The sequence below is a fragment of the Pseudomonas sp. SH10-3B genome (assembly GCF_019891415.1).
Classification (GTDB): Bacteria; Pseudomonadota; Gammaproteobacteria; order Pseudomonadales; family Pseudomonadaceae; genus Aquipseudomonas.
Genome location: NZ_JAFLXD010000037.1, coordinates 34594 through 53071 on the forward strand (window position 1 = coordinate 34594; position 18478 = coordinate 53071).

Sequence of the window (18478 nt, forward strand, 5' to 3'; positions counted from 1 at the left end):
AAATCAACTGTCCGACAGAGGGATATCATAGCGGCCCTGCAGGTCTTGCGGGCGCAGTTTAATGCCATTGAACTGGCCGGTCAGGTGTTCATAGCCAGCGCGATAGCTCGGCTGCGGGGCGGCCAAGCCAAGGGACTGCCCCCAGGGCGTGGGCTGACTGCCCGCGTCTTCGATACTGACACGCTGCATCAAGATGCTGGATTTCTTGGTTTTCTCACGACCGAATGCGGCAAAGGCACCATCGGAGGCCTGAACCCCTGCGGTGGCACTGAGCATGGTTAACGCCAACATCAGCTTTTTGATCGCAGTCATGGTGCTACCTCATACGCGTTTGGCTGTGAGGCCAGACTACGCAGGCGCCCCTGAACTCCCCCTGAACAGGCTCTGAACCTCACCTGAACCACGGCGGGCTATCCTCTTGCTCCTCAACTCGGCAAAATACCGCCCATGACGCCCCTACCCGCTTGCTGCACCCCACTCGACGCCCATTGGCCGCTGCCCGAACCCTTGCCGGGCACGGTGTTTCTCAGCACCCGCTTTGACCCCGCATTGCTGGCCCCCGGCGACTTCCAGCACTGCGCCGTGCCGCCACCGGCGAGCATCCAGCGCTCGGTGGCCAAGCGTCAGGCCGAGTTTCTCGCCGGTCGCCTGTGCGCGCGCGCGGCCCTGCAACAGCTCGATCACACCCGTTGCATCCCGGCGATCGGCGAAGACCGCGCACCGGTGTGGCCCGCCCACATCAGCGGTTCCATTACCCACAGCACCGGACATGCCGCCGCGATTGTCGGGCACAAGGCGCAATGGCGCGGGTTGGGGATGGACCTGGAGAACGTACTGAGCCTGGAACGGGCAGAGCGTCTGGCTGGGGAAATTCTGACGGCGCAAGAGCTGCAGCGTATGGCTGATGTGCCGCGAGAGCAGATCGCCTTGCTGGTGACACTGACGTTTTCGGTCAAGGAGAGCGTGTTCAAGGCGCTCTACCCGATCGTGCAGAAGCGCTTCTATTTTGAGCATGCCGAGGTGCTGGAGTGGTCAGAGGCCGGGCATGTGCGCTTGCGCTTGCTCACAGACCTGTCCAGCGAGTGGTGCCACGGCAAGGAACTTACCGCGCAGTTTGCGGTGAATGAGGGGCAGTTGTTGAGCCTGATTGCCATCGGCGCTTGATAGACCGACATCAGCGTTTATCTTGATCCCTGGGCCAACTCAAGCTGAAACACGCGCCGCCCAAATTATTGCTTTTGCTGATCAATGCCCTGCCGCCATGCCAGTAGATAATCCGCCGCACAATCGACAACCCCAGGCCATGCCCGCCCGAGGCACGGGTGCGGCTGTCGTCCAGGCGCAGGAACGGCGTGAAGATACGCTCCCAGGCGCTTTCCGGCACACCGGGCCCGTCGTCCTCCACATCAATACGACAACGCACCTGGCCCACCTGATAACTGATCAACACCTGGCCCTGGGCGTGGCGCATGGCGTTGCTCACCAGGTTTTGCAGGGCGCGGTGCAAGTAACGCGGCTCGGCATCGACCCAGGCGTCATCCCAATGCGTTGAGGACAGGCAAATACCCCGTGCCACGGTCACCTGCGGGCGCAGTGGCGATAATTCGCCGATCACTTGATCAAGCAGCGCATCGAGGTCGACCCGCTGGAAAATCAACGCCGGCGCCCCCTGTTCCAGCCTTGCATAGGTGAGCATTTCATCCACCAGGCCGTCGAGGTCCTGGATATCACTGTCCATGCCTTCCAGGTACTTGCGCCGCGCTTCAGGCGTGGCGGCGTCGCCGATCATCTCCAGGCCGAAGCGCAGGCGCGCCACCGGTGTGCGCAATTCATGGGACACCGCGCGCACCAGTTCACGCTGGATCGCCAACAGTTGCTGCAGGTGCTCGGCCATACCATTAAAGGCCGCCGCCAGGCGCCCCACCGAATCGGCGCCCCGGGCTGGCACACGTACCTCCAGATTGCCTTTGGCGATGCGCGTGGCGGCGGCTTCCAGGCCTCGGAGCCGGCGCTCCAGCTGACGCACCAATAGATAGACAATCAGGCCGATCAGGGTCAGGCCGATCAACGCGATCAGGACCAGCCATTGCGCCGGGTACGGGCTCATCTGATACAGCGGGCCGAGTTCCAGCACCCAGGGCGTTCCGACCATGCCGGCAAACACGCGGATCGAATCGCCGCCCTTGCCCAGGGCCATGACCGTATCGCCCTCCGATACTCGGCGGCGTTGGTCGTCGTCCATATCGGCCTGGTCGAGGGTCATCAGGTGCATTTCGAAACCAAAGCCCTTGGCCTCCTTTATATCCGCCAGCCGTTGCGGCTGCTCGGCCACGGGGAAGCGCACCAATTCGTCGGCCAGCAGGTAAATGGTCGCGCGGGCCAGTTGCTCGCTGATCTGCTGCACCTCGCCCGTAAGCACCCACTGTTCCTTATCGCTGACCAGGCGCAGCACCCTTGCGGCGTGGGGGCCGGTTTGTTCCACCAGCACCTGGCCGCGTTGCAGGCGGGTGCGCTGGCTGAGGTCCAGTTGGGCATCGGTAAGGCTGCGTAATTCCAGGGGGATGCCGAGCAAACGCTCCCACACGGCCAGGGCGCGCTGGCGTTCGATGGCGCTCATGGGCTGCAGGTTGTCGCCCATCAAGGCAAAGGTGCCGTGGGCCAGGCGCTCACGGTATTGGCCGCTGCGCACCTCGTTGAGCAGGTGCAGGGCCAGCACGCCGAGCAGCGCCACCAGAATCAGCGCCGCGCACATGCCGCCATAGATACGCAGGAAGATCGAGTTCACAGCGGCATATCGGCGGCGGCTTCAGGGACGAACAAATAGCCTTTGCTGCGGATGGTCTTGATCAGCCGAGGGTGGATCGGGTCATCGCCGATTTTCGGGCGAATCCGTGAGATGCGTACATCAATGGAGCGGTCCTGGCCGTCATAGCCGATGCCGCGCAGGGCGATAAAGATTTCTTCGCGAGACAGGATGCGCCCGGCATTCGCCACCAGCAGCCACAGCAGGTCGAACTCGGCACTGGTCAACTCGATACCGTTATCGTGCAGCCAGGCTTCGCGCAGGGCGTTATCCACCACCAGAGGGCCGAATTGCAGGCGGCGCTGGTTTTCCACACTGGCGGGCTCCGCCGGCTCACTGCGGCGTAACAGGGCCTGGATGCGCGCCAGCAACAGGCGCGGGCGCACGGGTTTACACACGTAATCGTCGGCGCCCATGTCCAGGCCCAGCACCTGGTCCATGTCGTCGGTACGGGCGGTGAGCATCAGGATCACGCCGTCGTAGCGCTCGCGCACCTTGCGACAGATACTCAGACCGTCTTCGCCAGGCAGCATCAGGTCGAGAATCACCAGGTCCGGTTGCTCGGCGATGATCCGCGCCGCAGCCAGGGCGCCATCACCTTCCACAGAAACCCGCAGGCCGTTGCTTTCCAGGTAATCGCGGGTCAACTCGGCGAGTCGCTCGTCGTCCTCGACGATCAGGATTTGCCAGGCTTCTTGCTCCACGGGTGATCCTCGTTGTTATAAAGGGATTCGTTGGCCGAGTAGGCCACACCTTATTTGTAATGTTTTGAGGGCATAACAAAGGCCGATTGTAGCCATGGTCAAACCCTCTCGCACAAGCCGGGAAATCCATTCGGTGATCGCGTTTTTTTGTGATAGGGTTCGCGCCCTCAAAAACCCGACTGGCCGTTTTTTCCTTGGAATATTCAGTGACAAACGGCGCGATCCAGCAGTACTGCGGCCTACACGGGCGTTCCACGTTTCATACACATTTTACCCACAGCGTTATCCACAGGTAGTGCGTTGCTAAGCCCCCCAAAACGCATTATCTTGTAGCTCGGCGCTAAAAAAACCCTACATGTAGGGTTTTTGAGCGAAAAGACCCAACACAAATCAGACAAGAAACTCAAGCCCTTTCTTGCTCCTGTTTGGTCTAACCCAAGCATTTTTTGAAAGCCCAAACCGCGTACGCGGATGGCAGCCGTTTTCAAGCTCCAACAGCGGAAAACGGTACGGGTGTTGCAGTGCTTGAACCTGGCAACTGTCACCCACCAGAAATACGGCCAGAGGCTTTAGAGCCTTGAACCGAAGACTTCGGCATGGAAGCGGCGCGATCAGCCCCCTTCCTCCTGTCCCGAAGTTGTTATGCCAGGCCCAGGCCTGCTGTAAATGCTTCAGGACGGAACGGTGGGCACCGTGATGGTGCCCAAATAAATATAGAATGTGGAGACAACCCCCCATGCAAACCGACACAACTCGCGAGAACCCGCAAGGCTCCGTGCCGCAGGCCGCTGATTCGAATATGGATCTGGCCGCCACTGCACCTGGCCAATTGCGCGTGATCAAGCGTAACGGGACTGTCGTTCCTTACACCGACGACAAAATCACCGTCGCCATCACCAAAGCGTTTCTTGCAGTTGAAGGCGGCACCGCTGCCGCATCGTCGCGCATCCACGACACCGTTGCCCGCCTGACCGAACAAGTCACCGCGACCTTCAAGCGTCGCATGCCATCGGGCGGCACCATCCACATCGAAGAAATCCAGGACCAGGTCGAACTGGCCCTGATGCGTGCCGGCGAGCAGAAAGTTGCCCGTGACTACGTGATCTACCGCGATTCGCGCGCCAAGGAACGTGCCGTGCGCACCCCGGCCGAAGAAGCCGCCGTACAAGCGCACCCATCGATCCGCATCACCCTGGCCGACGGCAGCTTTGCACCGCTGGACCTGGGCCGCCTGAACACCATCATCACCGAGGCCTGCGAAGGCCTGGAAGAAGTCGACGGTGATCTGATCCAGCGCGAAACCCTGAAGAACCTGTACGACGGCGTGGCCCTGACCGACGTCAACACTGCCCTGGTGATGACCGCCCGTACCCTGGTTGAGCGTGAGCCGAACTACTCGTTCGTGACCGCGCGCCTGCTGATGGACACCCTGCGTGCCGAAGGCCTGGGCTTCCTGGGCGTGGCCGACAGCGCCACCCACCACGAAATGGCCGACCTGTACGCCAAGGCCCTGCCGGCCTACATCGCCAAGGGTATCGAATTCGAATTGCTGAACCCGATCCTGGCCACCTTCGACCTGGAAAAACTCGGCAAGGCGATCAACCACGAGCGCGACCAGCAGTTCACTTACCTGGGCCTGCAGACCCTGTACGACCGTTACTTCATCCACAAGGACGGGATCCGCTTCGAACTGCCGCAAGTGTTCTTCATGCGCGTGGCCATGGGCCTGGCGATCGAAGAGAAGCACAAAGAAGACCGTGCGATCGAGTTCTACAACCTGCTGTCGTCGTTCGACTACATGTCGTCCACCCCGACCCTGTTCAACGCCGGTACCCTTCGTCCACAGCTGTCGAGCTGCTACCTGACCACCGTGCCGGATGACCTGTCGGGCATCTACCACGCGATCCACGACAACGCCATGCTGTCCAAATTCGCCGGCGGCCTGGGCAACGACTGGACGCCAGTGCGCGCACTGGGTTCGTACATCAAGGGCACCAACGGCAAGTCCCAGGGCGTCGTACCGTTCCTGAAAGTCGTGAACGACACCGCCGTAGCGGTCAACCAGGGCGGCAAGCGCAAAGGCGCTGTGTGTGCTTACCTGGAAACTTGGCACATGGACATTGAAGAGTTCATCGAGCTGCGCAAGAACACCGGTGATGACCGTCGTCGTACCCACGACATGAACACCGCCAACTGGATCCCTGACCTGTTCATGAAGCGTGTCTTCGATGACGGCAAGTGGACCCTGTTCTCGCCATCCGAAGTGCCGGACCTGCACGACCTGACCGGCAAGGCCTTCGAAGAGCGCTACGAGTACTACGAAGCCCTCACCGAGTACCCAGGCAAGGTCAAGCTGTTCAAGACCATCCAGGCCAAAGACCTGTGGCGCAAAATGCTGTCGATGCTGTTCGAAACCGGCCACCCATGGCTGACCTTCAAGGACCCGTGCAACCTGCGCAGCCCGCAGCAGCACGTGGGCGTGGTCCACAGCTCGAACCTGTGCACCGAGATCACCTTGAACACCAACAAGGACGAGATCGCCGTTTGCAACCTGGGCTCGATCAACCTGCCGAACCACATCGTCAACGGCAAGCTGGACACCGCCAAGCTGGAACGCACCGTGAACACCGCCGTTCGCATGCTCGATAACGTGATCGACATCAACTACTACTCGGTGCCACAGGCGCAGAACTCCAACTTCAAGCACCGTCCGGTCGGCCTGGGCATCATGGGCTTCCAGGACGCGCTGTACCTTCAGCACATTCCTTACGGTTCGGATGCAGCGGTCGAGTTCGCCGACAAGTCCATGGAAGCGGTCAGCTACTACGCGATCCAGGCTTCCTGCGACCTGGCCGACGAGCGCGGTGCCTACGAGACGTTCCAGGGTTCGCTGTGGTCCAAGGGCATCCTGCCGCTGGATTCGCAACAGATCCTGATCGAGCAGCGTGGCCAGAAGTACATCGACGTTGACCTGAACGAATCCCTGGACTGGGCGCCGGTACGTGCCCGTGTGCAGAAAGGTATTCGTAACTCCAACATCATGGCCATCGCACCGACCGCGACCATCGCCAACATCACCGGCGTATCGCAGTCGATCGAACCGACCTACCAGAACCTGTATGTGAAATCGAACCTGTCGGGCGAATTCACCGTGATCAACCCGTACCTGGTTCGCGACCTGAAAGCCCGCGGCCTGTGGGACTCGGTCATGATCAACGACCTGAAGTACTACGACGGTTCCGTGCAGCAGATCGAACGCATCCCGCAAGAACTCAAAGAGCTCTACGCGACCGCCTTCGAAGTGGACACCAAGTGGATCGTTGACGCCGCCAGCCGCCGCCAGAAGTGGATCGACCAGGCTCAGTCGTTGAACCTGTACATCGCCGGCGCTTCGGGCAAGAAGCTCGACGTGACCTACCGCATGGCTTGGTACCGTGGCCTGAAAACCACTTACTACCTCCGTGCCCTGGCCGCGACCAGCACCGAGAAGTCGACCATCAACACCGGTAAGCTGAACGCAGTGTCCAGCGGCAACCACGGTGATGACTCGGTGCTCGCCGCACCGGCTGGCCCGGCACCCGTGCCAAAGGCCTGTGCGATTGACGAGCCGGATTGCGAAGCTTGCCAATAAGCTGAGCCGCAGGCGCTGAAAGGCGCCTGCTCGAAACCCCCGACATGCCCCCTGGGTGTGCCGGGGGTTTTCTTTTGCTCGCCAAATACATTCAACCGCAGGAGCTGGTTTGCCTGCGACAACGGTGTATCAGCCCCACCCAGTGGCTTGACGAAGCGCTATCGCAGGCAGAGCAATCCCCACCGTGGACCGAGTTATCTGTACGCCTCATGTTGCCGCCCAAAAAAAAGCCCCTCTTTCGAGGGGCTTCTTGTGCAGCGCTACCGCATCAGGTCATCTGAATGATGGTCTGCATGATGGTGCTCTGGGTAGAGATGGTCTTGGCGTTCGCCTGGTAGTTGCTCTGGGCCTTGATCAGGTCCACCAGCTCATTGGTCAGGTTGACGTTGGAGTTCTCCAGGGAGTTGGCCACGATCGAACCCAGGGTCCCGGCTTGCGGGGTGTCGTAACCTGGCTGACCCGAAGCGAAAGTCTCTCTCCAGCTGGTCCCACCTGCAGGCTGCAGGCCCTGTTCGTTGTTGAAGCTGGCCAGGGAGATTTGGCCAATGGCCTTGCTCTGCTGGTTGCTGAACGTGGCGAACAGTACACCACTGCCGTCGATTTTCAGGCCGGTGATCTGGCCAGTGGCGTAGCCGTCGGTGGTCGGCGGGTTACGGTAGCTGGCCGAGTTGTACTGGGTGATATTGCCCATGTTGACGGCAATAGGCCCTGCAGTGGCTTCATTTGGCGTCCAAACGCCGTCGGTCACCGAACCTGGGATCCAACCGGTGAGCGTGAGGGTCTTGCTGCTCACCCCGCCTGTCACGACATCCTTGAGCTTGCCGGCACCATCGAAGGTAATGGTGGATGGCACGGGAGCAGTGATGCCCGTCGTGGTCGGCTTGGAGCCATCCAGGTTACGGCCGTCGATCAACGTGTAGGCGTTCCACTCATTGGCGTCAGTTTTCACCATGTACTGCACCATCGAGTGCGAGTTGCCCTGGGAGTCGTACAAGGTGGTGCTGTACTGGGTGGTGAAGGTGGTGGTATCGGTTGGGTCGAACGGCTTGGTGGTCTGGTTGATCACCGGCTCCGACGAGTTCAGGTTACTGGTGGAGTCGACTTTGGTGGACGCCTTCGGCGGCAGGTACGACAGGTTCAGTTGCAGGTCGGTCAAGCCGCCCTTGATGATCTTGCCATCTTCATCCGCCGCATAGCCTTGCAGGCGCGAGGTGCCGGTGTTGTTGGTGATATAGCCATCTTTGTCGGCACGGAAAGCACCGCTACGGGTGTACTCCAGGGAGCCGTCGCTGCCCTTCTGCACGAAAAAGCCACCGCCCTGGATCGCCATGTCCAGCACGCCGCCGCTGTTGTTGACGTCACCCTGGGTGAACTGCTGGGACACAGCCGCCAGGTTCACGCCGTTGCCGATGCTGTTCTGGCCGGTGCCCAGCTTGGACGCGGCGTAGATGTCGGCGAATTCCGCACGGGACGATTTGAAGCCAGTGGTCGCGACGTTGGCGATGTTGTTGCCGGTCACGTCCAGTTGTTTGTTGGCCGCATAGAGGCCGCTAAGGCCGATATTAAAAGACATGTTTCTCTCCCTCTGCCGTATTTAGCCGGCTCTATGTACCGATAGTCTGAATTTGCGACAGCTTGACGCTGCCCATGCCACCGGCAAGGTTCAGCAGCATTTCGCCGCCGGTCTTGCTCAACGTCACGCTGGTTACTGTTGCCGGCAGCGAAGTTGCCAGGGCAACCGAGTCACCCTTGTCATTCTTGGTGGTGGCCGCGAAGGTGTAGGTGCCCGCGGGGGCCACTTCACCCTTGTCGTTCTTGCCATCCCAGATGAAGTCGGAGTTACCCGCGCTCTGGGCACCCATATCGATGGTGCGTACCACAATGCCGTCTTTGTCGGTGATCTTGATGGAAACGTTACCCGTCGCCGCCGTCACCGCCACCGAACCGGTCATGCTCTTGCTCGTATCCACCAGGGCCTTGTCGGTCTGGGTGATGATCGAGCGCCCTACCAGCGACGACGCCTGCAGCGCTTGCGACGAGCTGAAGTTACTGGAGATCGCATTCACCGAGTCGTTCAGGGTGTTGATGCCTTCCAGGCTGCTGAACTGCGCCAGTTGAGCAACGAACGCGCCGTTGTCCTGAGGCGACAGCGGGTTTTGGTTTTTCAGCTGAGTCACCAGCAGTTGCAGGAATGCATCTTTGCCCAGCGACTGATTGCCAGTGGCGGCGGAGGCAGTACTTGCCACATTGTTCGTTGCAGTGCTGACCTTGCTGTTGAACAGGTCCTGGACCGCAGTGTTGGTTGACGTATCAACAATGGCCATTATTCGGTGCCCCTTATCACTGACCCAGGGTCAGGACCTTCTGCATCATGGTTTTGGCGGTGTTCATCATTTCCGCGTTGGTCTGGAACGAGCGGCTGGCGGAAATCATGTCGGCCATTTCCTCAACCACGTTGACGTTCGGGTAGTAGACATAACCCTTTTCGTTCGCGGCTGGATGGTTCGGCTCGTAACGGGCTTCGAGGTTGCTCTGGTCTTCGACGACGCCGAGCACCTGCACACCTTTGCCCGCTTCGCCCTGCTCCTGGAACAGCGAATCGCTGCCGCCGTTCTGGCCGGCCTGGAACATGGTGGCGAACACCGGGTGACGGGCGCGGTAGGTCTGGTCAATGCTCGAAGACACGGTCTCGGCGTTGGCGATGTTACTGGCGACGGTGTTCAAGCGCGTGGTCTGCGCGCTCATGCCACTGCCGGCAATATTGAAAACACTGGACAGGGACATGGCTTACTCTCCACGCAGGGCTGACATCAGCCCTTTGAATTTACTGTTGAGCAGGGTGAAGCTGGCCTGGAAGTTCACCGAGTTCTCGGCGTAGGCCGATTGCTCCAGCTGGGCGTCGACGGTGTTCTGGTCGATCGACGGCTGCATCGGCGTGCGATACAGCAGCGACTCGTCACCACTGCTCAGGCCTTGCGCTTCGATATGACGGCTGTTGGTCATGTTCAAGGCGAAGGTGCCGTTCTTGGTCTTGTCCTGCTGTGCGGCGAGCACGGCGGAGAAGTCCAAGTCCCGAGCCTTGTAGTTCGGGGTGTCGGCGTTGGCAATGTTGTTGGCCAGGACTTCGGCACGCTGGGCGCGGAAGCCCAGGGCTTGTTCGTGGATACCGAGCGCTTTATCGAAGCTGATGCTCATGGCGGAAACCTTTAGGCTGACCTGCTGTTCGTTAACAGGGTTATAGCAAGGCGCATGCCAATATCTGATAACCCCGTAAATCAAGGGGTTGCGAGAAGCTTGCCGGCGACAATGCCAGAAAAGCGGCAACGGGTTTCCGCGTGGCGCCAGTAAAGCGGCAATGGGCAGTTGCCGCTTTCTACACCTTTGCCGCAGAAAAAAAGTGGGAGGGGGCTTACTCCCGATGGCGGTGAATCAGTGATAGATACATCAACTGAACCACCGCTATCGGGGTAAGCCCCCTCCCACTTTTTTGACCGCGTACGCTTTATTACTTGGCCTGGTAGATGATTCCCGGGCTGCACTGCACCATCTGGAAATGATCCGGCAGGCCATTGAGTGCCTCGGATGCACCGAGGAACAGGTAACCGCCACGCTTGAGGGTGCCGTGGATGCGCAACAGGATGTCCTTCTTCACCTCGGCCGAGAAGTAGATCAGCACGTTGCGGCAGAACACCATGTCGAACTTGCCCAGGCTGGCGTAGCTGTCGAGCAGGTTGAACGAACGAAACTCCACGCGACTCTTGATCGGCGCCTTGACCGCCCAACGCCCTGCCCCTTTCGGGTCGAAGTAACGCTGCAGGCGTTCCTGGGACAGGCCACGACCCAGGGCCAGGCTGTCGTACTCGCCGGTCTTGCAGTTGGTGAGCATGGTGCCGGACAGGTCAGTGGCGACAATCTGCGCACCGGCCTTCAACTGGCCCATGTTGGTCCGCTCGAACTCATCGATGGCCATGGAAATCGAGTACGGTTCCTGCCCCGAGGAGCAGGCGGCCGACCAGATACGCAGGCGCTGACCCGGGCTGGCCTTGATGGCCTCCGGCAGCACTTTGCTCTTGAGCACTTCAAAGGGGTAAGTATCGCGAAACCACAGGGTTTCGTTGGTGGTCATGGCATCGACCACCATTTCCTTGAGGCCACTGCGTGGCTGCCCCTGGATCCGTTGAACCAACTCGCCCAGGGACTTGATGCCCTGCTGCTCCATCAGTTTGTTAAGACGGCTGGATACCAGGTATTGCTTGTTCTCACCGAGCAATATGCCACAGGCTTTTTCCAGGAAGACCCGGAACTGTTCAAAATCCAAATTACCCGTAGACACTGATACCGCCTCTAAAATCGTATGACCGCCAGGGGGAAAGCCCCCTAGCTGTGATCTGCTGCCTTGATCCGGTCGACTACCCGGGATGCCAGGTCATCAGGGCGGAATTTGGCCAGGAAGTCATCGGCACCGACCTTCTTGACCATCGCCTGATTGAATACGCCCGACAACGAAGTATGCAGGATGATATGCAGTTTTTGCATGCGTGGATCGCTGCGTATCTCAGCCGTGAGGGTGTAACCGTCCATTTCCGGCATCTCGATGTCAGAGATCATCATCAAGAATTCTTCTTCCGGCTTCTTGCCTTCATCCACCAGCTTGCGCAGGTAATCCAGGGCCTGGCGACCATCATTGAGCGCCACCACCTCGACACCGACGGTTTGCAGGCAGCGGGTCACCTGCTTGCGCGCCACCGAGGAGTCATCCACCGTGAGCACGCGCAGCGACACGGCTTTGTGCGCCGTTTCGGCATCGACCACACCCACGGAAATCGATTCCGAGGTGGGTGCGACTTCGGCGAGGATCTTCTCCACGTCGATGATTTCCACCAACTGGTTATCGACCCGCGTCACCGCCGTGAGGTAGTGATCGCGGCCGGTGCCCTTGGGCGGCGGATGGATCTCTTCCCAGTTCATGTTGACGATGCGCTCCACCGAGCGCACCAGGAAACCCTGGGTCTTGGTGTTGTACTCGGTGATGATCACGAACGGGTTCTCGCGGTCCTGCAGGCCAGCCGAACCGGTGGCCAGGGCCAGGTCAAGGATCGGGATAGTCGCGCCACGAATATTCGCCACGCCGCACACGACCGGGCTGGACTTGGGCATGATCGTCAGCTTGGGGCATTGCAGCACTTCCCGCACCTTGAACACGTTGATGCCATACAGCTGTTTGCCATCCAGGCGAAAAAGCAACAACTCCAGGCGATTCTGCCCTACCAGCTGTGTGCGCTGGTTTACTGAATCCATTACTCCTGCCATGCCATGACTCCTACGCTAAAACCTTTGGCTATACCTACAAGGGCGGCGCGCACCCAACACTAAACGGCACGAGCTTTGCTAATTTGATGGCTATGGATATTAAAACGACAGTTTCCCGACGCCTTGGCCTCACACCGTATCGCAGAACACTCTGCGTAACGTTGGCGCTGCTTGCTTTCAGCCTGGGCACCACGGCCCGTGCAGATAACGTCACCTTGCCTGATCTACTTATCGGCGTCACTCAAGGCTTTCTTGAGTTCACTGTAGAAGATTATCTGGCGACCACCCAGACGCCGGGACGTTATGAAATCCAAGTCAGCCAATTAGACCCGCGCCTGCGCATGCCAATGTGCGACAAGGAATTGACAGCCTCCCTGGAAAGTCCGGCCCAACCCATCGGGCGTGTGACCGTCAAGGTACGCTGCGAAGGCGCCTCGCCCTGGACCGTGTTCGTGCCGGCCCAGGTCAAATTGTTCCGTGATGTGGTGGTGGTTACCCGCCCGCTGAAACGCACCGGGATTATCGGCTTTGAGGATGTGGCACTGCGCGAACGCGACATCAGCATGATCAACCAGGGCTACCTGACCTCCCTCGACCAGGCCATCGGGCAAAAGCTGACCCGACCAGTGGTCACCGACCAGGTGATTACACTGGTACACCTGGAGCAGGCGGAGGTCATTCGCAAGGGTGATCAGGTGGTGATTTCCGCCAGCAGCGGCGGGTTGCAGGTGAAAATGCCGGGCGAAGCGCTGTCCAACGGCGGCATGAGCGAACAGATTCGGGTCAAGAACCTCAACTCCAACCGCGTGATCAAAGCGCGGGTGACGGCCCCCGGGCAAGTCGAGGTAGCTTTATAGATCACTGGTACAGGACGCTGGGTTTTCCTACACTGTGCACGAGATGTCCCGTGCGGAGATTTATTGTCATTTGCGCCTAAAGTTTGTCCGGGTATGGCCGAAAACATGGCAAGCGTCCAAATACCCAGAGGTTTTTTATCATGGTCATCGATTTCAGCCGTTTAAATAACACCCCGACTACGTCAGGCACTACGCGCACCACCAGCACCAAGGACAGCGTAGAAGCCAAGGCGCCGGCGCTGCCCGTCAAGGCAGAGCAGGCCAGTGCCAGCCAAAGCGGGGAATCCGTACACCTGAGCAATGAGGCTCAACAGTTGCAGAAGGTCACTGACTCGCTGCGCGATCAACCGGTAGTCAATAAAGCCCGCGTGGCCGAATTGAAGCAGGCGATCGCCGATGGCAGCTATAAAGTCGACAGCAACCGTGTAGCCAGCAAGCTGCTTAACTTCGAAGCCGAGCGCTAGGCAAAGGCCTGCGCAGGGCTTTTGGACGCTTAAAACCCAAGGCCAGCCATGCATCACGACGAACATTTGCTTCAACTGATCATTGATGATCTAGCGCCGACGCAACAGCTGCTCGAGCTGCTTAAAGAAGAATCCCTGGCTCTCTATGGCCGGGATATGCCGCTGCTGGAAGAAATTCTGGCGCGCAAACAGTCGTTGATTGTCCTGCTGGAACAGCACGGCAAAAAACGCAGCCAGATCCTCATCAGCCTTGGCCTGCCGTCAGACCACGACGGCCTGGCGCAGTTGGCCAGCCACTCCTCGGTCGGCGATCAATTGCTGGCCCAGAGTAAAGAACTCAATCAATTGCTCGCCCAGTGCCAGGAAGCCAACCTGCTTAACGGTCAGTCGATCCAGCTTCAGCAAGCTACGACCGCCAACCAGTTGCGTATACTCCACGGCGGAGAGCCACCGGCACTTTATAACGCCCAGGGCTCCACCTCGCGCCTGGTCAAGCCAAGTACCCGCAGCCAAGCCTGACACCGGTTTACCGCGTGCCCTATCCAAGGCGCGCCACATGCTGGCAAAATGCCGGTTCTTGCGTGTAGTCGTATTTTGTCTGGAGATGGAAGAACCGTGTTCAACGCCCTTAATGCGGAAGATGCCCCGCAGCCCCCCAAGGTCCTCACCACGCCTCTGGAAATCGCCGGCACCTTGCGGATGCTGCAAGACAGCCATGATCCGCTGATCATCACCTTCCACGAACGCAGCCAACGCTTCCAGAGTTATCTGGTCGACGTCAACCGCGAAGGCAACACGCTGGCGCTGGACGAAATGATCCCCCGCGATGGCGAGCGCCACCTCGAAAGCGGCGAACCCTTTCGCATCGAAGGTTTTCATGATGGCGTACGCGTCGCCTGGGAAAGCAAAGGCACCCTGAGCATCAGCGAAAAAGACGGCCACCGTATCTACACCGGCAGCCTGCCGGACGAGGTGGTCTACCATCAGCGCCGCAACGCCTTCCGCGCCGCACTGAAGCTGGCGCAACTGGTGAACATCGAACTCGGTGGCGAAAAACTCAAGGCGCCGGTCAACGGCAAATTGCTGGATATTTCCGCCACCGGCTGCAAATTGCGCTTTGAAGGTGATATTTCCGAGCGCCTGCAACTGGGCCAGGTCTACGACCGATTTATCGCCGCACTGCCGTTTGGCAGCATGACCACCTCGGTCGAGCTGCGTTACCTGCACTTCGAAGACAAGATCAACACCACCTTCGCCGGTGTGCGCTTTCACAACATGAGTGGCCTGGTACAGCGCCAGGTCGAGCGTTTTGTGTACCAGTTGCAGCGTGAAGCGCGACGCTTCGACAAGGACGACGATTTTTAATCCTTAAAGATCGCGATAAAAAAACGGGCAGATCCTTTGGGGATCTGCCCGTTTTTGCATTCAGGGGCGCGCCCTGCTCAATTCATGAGGATGCTCGTCCGGCCCCAAGGGCTCGGGTGGCCCTTCGAAGGCTGGCTCATCCACGGGCGGCACAGGATCGACCTGCGGCTCCGGATCGGGGGCATTTTGCATCTGCTCCTGCACCACCTGCTCATCGACACGCGGGTCCAGCGCGGCCACCAGCGGCGAACTCGACATACTGTCGGGCATTGCCACGTGATGCAGAGGGGCGTCTTCCACCTGATGCAGGTTGGTCACTGCCTTAGGCCGGATGCGCCACACCAGGATCAGCGCGCACAGGCTGAAAAATGCGTACAGCATCTGGCTGCCGAACAGCTTCATCACCACACCCGCCAGCAACGGCCCGATGCTGGCGCCGACACCATAGGTCACCAACAGCATGGCCGTCAGCGATACCCGGCGATCGCCCTCCACATGGTCGTTGGAAAACGCCACCGCCAATGGATACAGGCAAAACTGTACGAGAGAACACAAGAAGCCTGCCACAAACAGCATTTCCAGCGGCACTTGGGTCATGATCGCCAACGGCAGCGCAGCTACCGCCAGGCACAAGGCGAAGCAGCGGATCAGCAACGCGCGATCATAGCGATCCGATAACCAACCCAACGGCCACTGCACCAGCAGCCCGGCAAAAATGCAGCTACCCATGAACAGACCTACCTGTTCGGTGGTCAGCCCTTGCTGTGAAGCATAAAGCGGCGCCAGACCGTAGAACGAACCGACGATCAACCCCGCCCCCAACACCGTGCTCAGCGACTGCGGCACGCGCTTGATAAAGAAGCGCGGCTCCATCGGCGCAGGATGCAAGGCCGCCGGGTGAATGCGCCGAGTCATGGCCACCGGCACCAGGCACAGGGCGAAGCACAGTGCTACCAGCATCAGCAGCTCAAGACCAAGCTGGGGATGCATCACCAGGATCAACTGGCCTAATACCAGGCCGAGGTAGGAAGCGATCATATAACCGCTGAACACCACGCCACGCTGCTTGGCATCTGCCTGCTCATTGAGCCAGCTTTCGATGACCATGTACTGGCACATCATGCCCAGGCCCACGATCACCCGCAGCACGATCCAGGCCGGCAGCCAATCGATCAGGCCATGGCCCAGCACCGCCGCACCGACAATCCCCGCACACGTGGCGTAAGCACGGATATGCCCGACTCGGGCGATCAGGCGGTGCCCGATCTTGCCGCCCAGCACCAGGCCGAAGTAGTTGGCTGCCATCAGCGCACCGACCCATAGACTGTCGACATGGTCGGCCGCCAGGCGCAAGGCCAGGTAAGTACTGAGCAGGCCGGAGCCAATCAGCATCATCAAGGAGGCGAAATAAAGGGCTCGAAAAGATTTCCAGATTTGGCGCATCGGCGTTCCGAGCGGCTCCTTGCGGTGAGAGACAGGGCTATCAGCATGATAGTCCTGGGTGGTTGGTTCCGGACAGGCGGTATGGGCTGTTTCCGGGGATTATTTTGCTTGAACAGCTCAGACGCTGTCGGGTAAGGCTCAAGTTACACCGCCTCAGAAAATACCCGGCAGCACCTGCTGTGAACCTTGATCAGCGCCAAGGTTCGCCCGGTGTTTGAAAAGATCGAGCGCGCACAAAAAAGCCCCGCACAGAATAGGCTGTGCGGGGCTTTGAATCTGGTGTCCCAGGGCCGGTTCGAACGGCCAACCTTCCCCTTAGGAGGGGGATGCTCTATCCAATTGAGCTACTGGGACAAATGACAGCCATCGGGCCAAGGGCACTGCGACGGACGGCGTGCATGTTAACGGCCGAGGTGGGTTTTGTCATGTCGTCCGTAGGCTTTTTGAGTGTAGGCCGATCCTTGCCGGAGCAACCGTGGTTTCGCCCCGCAAATACGGGCACATGACAGGATCGTGCAAAATGCACTCCCCCAAAATGCCAGCATTGCAAATTGCAACCTTCAGACGCCTTAAAGCAAACTTAAACCATTGATTTTAATGGAATAATAGTTTGGCACGACACCTGCAATACTTCTCCGACAAGACCCATCCAGCCAGCCACGGCGTTAAGCGGAGAACATGACCATGAACAGTGCCATTCTGTTAACCCTCAACACCCTAGCCCTGGCTGCACTGCTGATGTTCCACTTTCAATCGACTGGCAGCAATGACCCGGCGCAGATCAGCCAGCAGGCAGTCCCTCACCACTTGCAACAACGTCCGCAACTGGCCGTGATGACACCGAATGCACAAGCGCCCGTACGCCTGACTCAAGGCACTCAGGCTGCACCTGCCTCTGAACACTGGGTTTTCTGAGGGATCCGCTGATGACCAAATCTGGCTGGCTGTTTCTGTGCCTGACCGCTGTCACTGGCCTGTACGGCCTGAGTGCCGACACGCAAGACGGTCAAACGACCGCACTTATTGCCAGCGGCGTTTGCGCCTGCGGTCTGCTGCTCACCCTCGTGGTAGGGCGTCGCATCAAATTCGACCCGGTTCTGCGCTGACACATCCCCCCTCTCCCGCCCTACCTTACGTCGCATGAGCTAGTAAATCGGCAGATTGCCACTAGTCTTAAAGATAAGGGCAAAAGGCCACTTTGCTATACGATGTGCGGCCTTAAACCCTGCTGCGGCCTGTGCCTGTGGGAGGATCGCCTGACGTCCCCCTTCGCAGAAAAGTTTTCCAACCAGTCCGCAAAAATGCAAATGAGTGCTGGCATAAAGCCTTTAGGCAGTTCAATATTTGTCACAGAATTGACGCCAAGGAACTGGCAAATCTGAGGCATGATGCGGCCTCTTTGCAATTCGGGTTGAACTTTGGTCGTGAGTCTTGTCTTAACACTCATCTTGCGGCCAATTCCAATAACCGCTCCCCTGAACTAACCGGTTAAATATATGCGCCCATTGAAACAGGCAATTTATTCCAGCCGTACGGCTGACAAGTTCGTCGTACGTCTGCCAGACGGAATGCGGGAACGCATTGCCGAGGTGGCTCGCAATCATCACCGCAGCATGAACTCCGAAATCATCGCGCGCCTGGAACAGAGCCTTATTCAGGAAGGTGCGCTGGGTGACGAGTTGAGCATGCGCCTGGACAGCCCCGAGCTGTCACTGCACGAACGCGAACTGCTGCAGCGTTTTCGTCAGCTCTCCCACCGCCAGCAAAATGCCCTCGTCTCGCTTATCGCGCACGACGTCGAGGCGGCCGCAGAAGCCAACTGAATCTGCCACTGAAAGCCGAAGCCAGCCATGTGCTGGCTTTTTTTTGCCTGGAGTTTGTAGGAGCAAGCTTGCTCGCGA

At 59.2% G+C, this 18478-nt stretch carries 20 protein-coding genes and 1 tRNA gene; 9 read left to right on the plus strand and 12 right to left on the minus strand.

Features of this window, described 5'->3' with window-relative positions; all coding sequences use genetic code 11:
• Positions 1-3: 3 nt before the first annotated feature.
• Positions 4-312 (minus strand): hypothetical protein, encoded by a 309-nt coding sequence (locus tag J1G35_RS23180; protein WP_053140100.1) that lies wholly within the window; start codon positions 310-312, stop codon positions 4-6.
• Positions 313-447: 135 nt separating this feature from the next.
• Here J1G35_RS23180 and J1G35_RS23185 point away from each other — a divergent pair, with 135 nt between their 5' ends.
• On the plus strand, positions 448-1164 hold the full coding sequence (locus tag J1G35_RS23185; protein ID WP_223016115.1) for a 4'-phosphopantetheinyl transferase superfamily protein: 717 nt from the start codon (positions 448-450) through the stop codon (positions 1162-1164).
• A gap of 10 nt (positions 1165-1174) precedes the next feature.
• Here J1G35_RS23185 and J1G35_RS23190 read toward each other — a convergent pair whose 3' ends face one another.
• Complete coding sequence (locus J1G35_RS23190; protein WP_223016116.1) at positions 1175-2785, minus strand: ATP-binding protein; 1611 nt, start codon at positions 2783-2785, stop codon at positions 1175-1177.
• Positions 2782-3507 (minus strand): response regulator, encoded by a 726-nt coding sequence (locus J1G35_RS23195; protein WP_223016117.1) that lies wholly within the window; start codon positions 3505-3507, stop codon positions 2782-2784. The genes J1G35_RS23190 and J1G35_RS23195 overlap by 4 nt, the downstream gene beginning before the upstream one ends.
• A 736-nt stretch (positions 3508-4243) precedes the next feature.
• On the opposite strand from J1G35_RS23195, the gene J1G35_RS23200 reads away from it, so the two are divergent.
• Complete coding sequence (locus tag J1G35_RS23200) at positions 4244-7138, plus strand: ribonucleoside-diphosphate reductase subunit alpha (protein WP_053140092.1); 2895 nt, start codon at positions 4244-4246, stop codon at positions 7136-7138.
• A 268-nt stretch (positions 7139-7406) separates the two neighbouring features.
• Here J1G35_RS23200 and flgE read toward each other — a convergent pair whose 3' ends face one another.
• The 6 genes from flgE to J1G35_RS23230 all read right to left on the minus strand — a co-directional run bounded on the left by flgE (position 7407) and on the right by J1G35_RS23230 (position 12448).
• On the minus strand, positions 7407-8711 hold the full coding sequence (flgE, locus tag J1G35_RS23205; RefSeq protein ID WP_053140090.1) for a flagellar hook protein FlgE: 1305 nt from the start codon (positions 8709-8711) through the stop codon (positions 7407-7409).
• 31 nt (positions 8712-8742) lie between these two features.
• Complete coding sequence (flgD, locus tag J1G35_RS23210) at positions 8743-9462, minus strand: flagellar hook assembly protein FlgD (protein ID WP_053140088.1); 720 nt, start codon at positions 9460-9462, stop codon at positions 8743-8745.
• A 16-nt stretch (positions 9463-9478) separates the two neighbouring features.
• Positions 9479-9922 carry a flagellar basal body rod protein FlgC gene (gene flgC / locus J1G35_RS23215; protein WP_223016118.1) on the minus strand — a complete coding sequence of 148 codons (444 nt, stop codon included), beginning with the start codon at positions 9920-9922 and terminating at the stop codon, positions 9479-9481.
• 3 nt (positions 9923-9925) lie between these two features.
• Entirely contained in the window at positions 9926-10333 is a 408-nt protein-coding gene (gene flgB / locus J1G35_RS23220; RefSeq protein WP_003175633.1) for a flagellar basal body rod protein FlgB, read from the minus strand.
• 310 nt (positions 10334-10643) lie between these two features.
• Positions 10644-11471: a protein-glutamate O-methyltransferase CheR gene (cheR, locus tag J1G35_RS23225; protein WP_053140084.1), complete on the minus strand. Its 828-nt coding sequence runs from the start codon at positions 11469-11471 to the stop codon at positions 10644-10646.
• 44 nt (positions 11472-11515) lie between these two features.
• Positions 11516-12448: a chemotaxis protein CheV gene (locus tag J1G35_RS23230; protein ID WP_032886773.1), complete on the minus strand. Its 933-nt coding sequence runs from the start codon at positions 12446-12448 to the stop codon at positions 11516-11518.
• A gap of 92 nt (positions 12449-12540) precedes the next feature.
• Between J1G35_RS23230 and flgA the strand changes: the two genes are divergently transcribed.
• The 4 genes from flgA (at position 12541) to J1G35_RS23250 (ending at position 15134) form a co-directional block, all read left to right on the plus strand.
• Positions 12541-13305 carry a flagellar basal body P-ring formation chaperone FlgA gene (gene flgA / locus J1G35_RS23235; RefSeq protein WP_223016119.1) on the plus strand — a complete coding sequence of 255 codons (765 nt, stop codon included), beginning with the start codon at positions 12541-12543 and terminating at the stop codon, positions 13303-13305.
• 140 nt (positions 13306-13445) lie between these two features.
• Positions 13446-13769: a flagellar biosynthesis anti-sigma factor FlgM gene (gene flgM, locus J1G35_RS23240; protein ID WP_053140080.1), complete on the plus strand. Its 324-nt coding sequence runs from the start codon at positions 13446-13448 to the stop codon at positions 13767-13769.
• Positions 13770-13817: 48 nt separating this feature from the next.
• Positions 13818-14288, plus strand: a complete 471-nt coding sequence (locus J1G35_RS23245; RefSeq protein ID WP_053140078.1) for a flagellar protein FlgN — start codon at positions 13818-13820, stop codon at positions 14286-14288.
• A 96-nt stretch (positions 14289-14384) separates the two neighbouring features.
• Positions 14385-15134 carry a flagellar brake protein gene (locus J1G35_RS23250; protein ID WP_053140076.1) on the plus strand — a complete coding sequence of 250 codons (750 nt, stop codon included), beginning with the start codon at positions 14385-14387 and terminating at the stop codon, positions 15132-15134.
• A 60-nt stretch (positions 15135-15194) separates the two neighbouring features.
• On the opposite strand, the gene J1G35_RS23255 is transcribed toward J1G35_RS23250, so the two are convergent.
• Together J1G35_RS23255 and J1G35_RS23260 are read right to left on the minus strand one after the other, a co-directional pair.
• Positions 15195-16577, minus strand: coding sequence for an MFS transporter (locus J1G35_RS23255; protein ID WP_223016120.1), 1383 nt, complete (start codon positions 16575-16577; stop codon positions 15195-15197).
• 277 nt (positions 16578-16854) lie between these two features.
• Positions 16855-16931, minus strand: a tRNA-Arg gene (locus J1G35_RS23260).
• Between the two features lie 330 nt (positions 16932-17261).
• Here J1G35_RS23260 and J1G35_RS23265 point away from each other — a divergent pair.
• A complete protein-coding gene (locus J1G35_RS23265) occupies positions 17262-17492 on the plus strand; it encodes a hypothetical protein (protein WP_053140072.1) in 231 nt (76 codons plus the stop codon).
• Between the two features lie 11 nt (positions 17493-17503).
• A complete protein-coding gene (locus J1G35_RS23270) occupies positions 17504-17683 on the plus strand; it encodes a PA3371 family protein (protein WP_053140069.1) in 180 nt (59 codons plus the stop codon).
• A gap of 95 nt (positions 17684-17778) precedes the next feature.
• Here the strand turns inward: J1G35_RS23270 and J1G35_RS31040 are convergent, their stop codons facing one another.
• The gene (locus J1G35_RS31040) at positions 17779-17964 is read right to left on the minus strand and encodes a hypothetical protein (RefSeq protein ID WP_262417380.1); all 186 of its coding nucleotides are present in this window, start codon (positions 17962-17964) and stop codon (positions 17779-17781) included.
• A gap of 109 nt (positions 17965-18073) precedes the next feature.
• Here J1G35_RS31040 and J1G35_RS23275 point away from each other — a divergent pair, with 109 nt between their 5' ends.
• A complete protein-coding gene (locus J1G35_RS23275; protein ID WP_003175643.1) occupies positions 18074-18400 on the plus strand; it encodes an Arc family DNA-binding protein in 327 nt (108 codons plus the stop codon).
• The last annotated feature ends 78 nt before the right edge of the window (positions 18401-18478 follow it).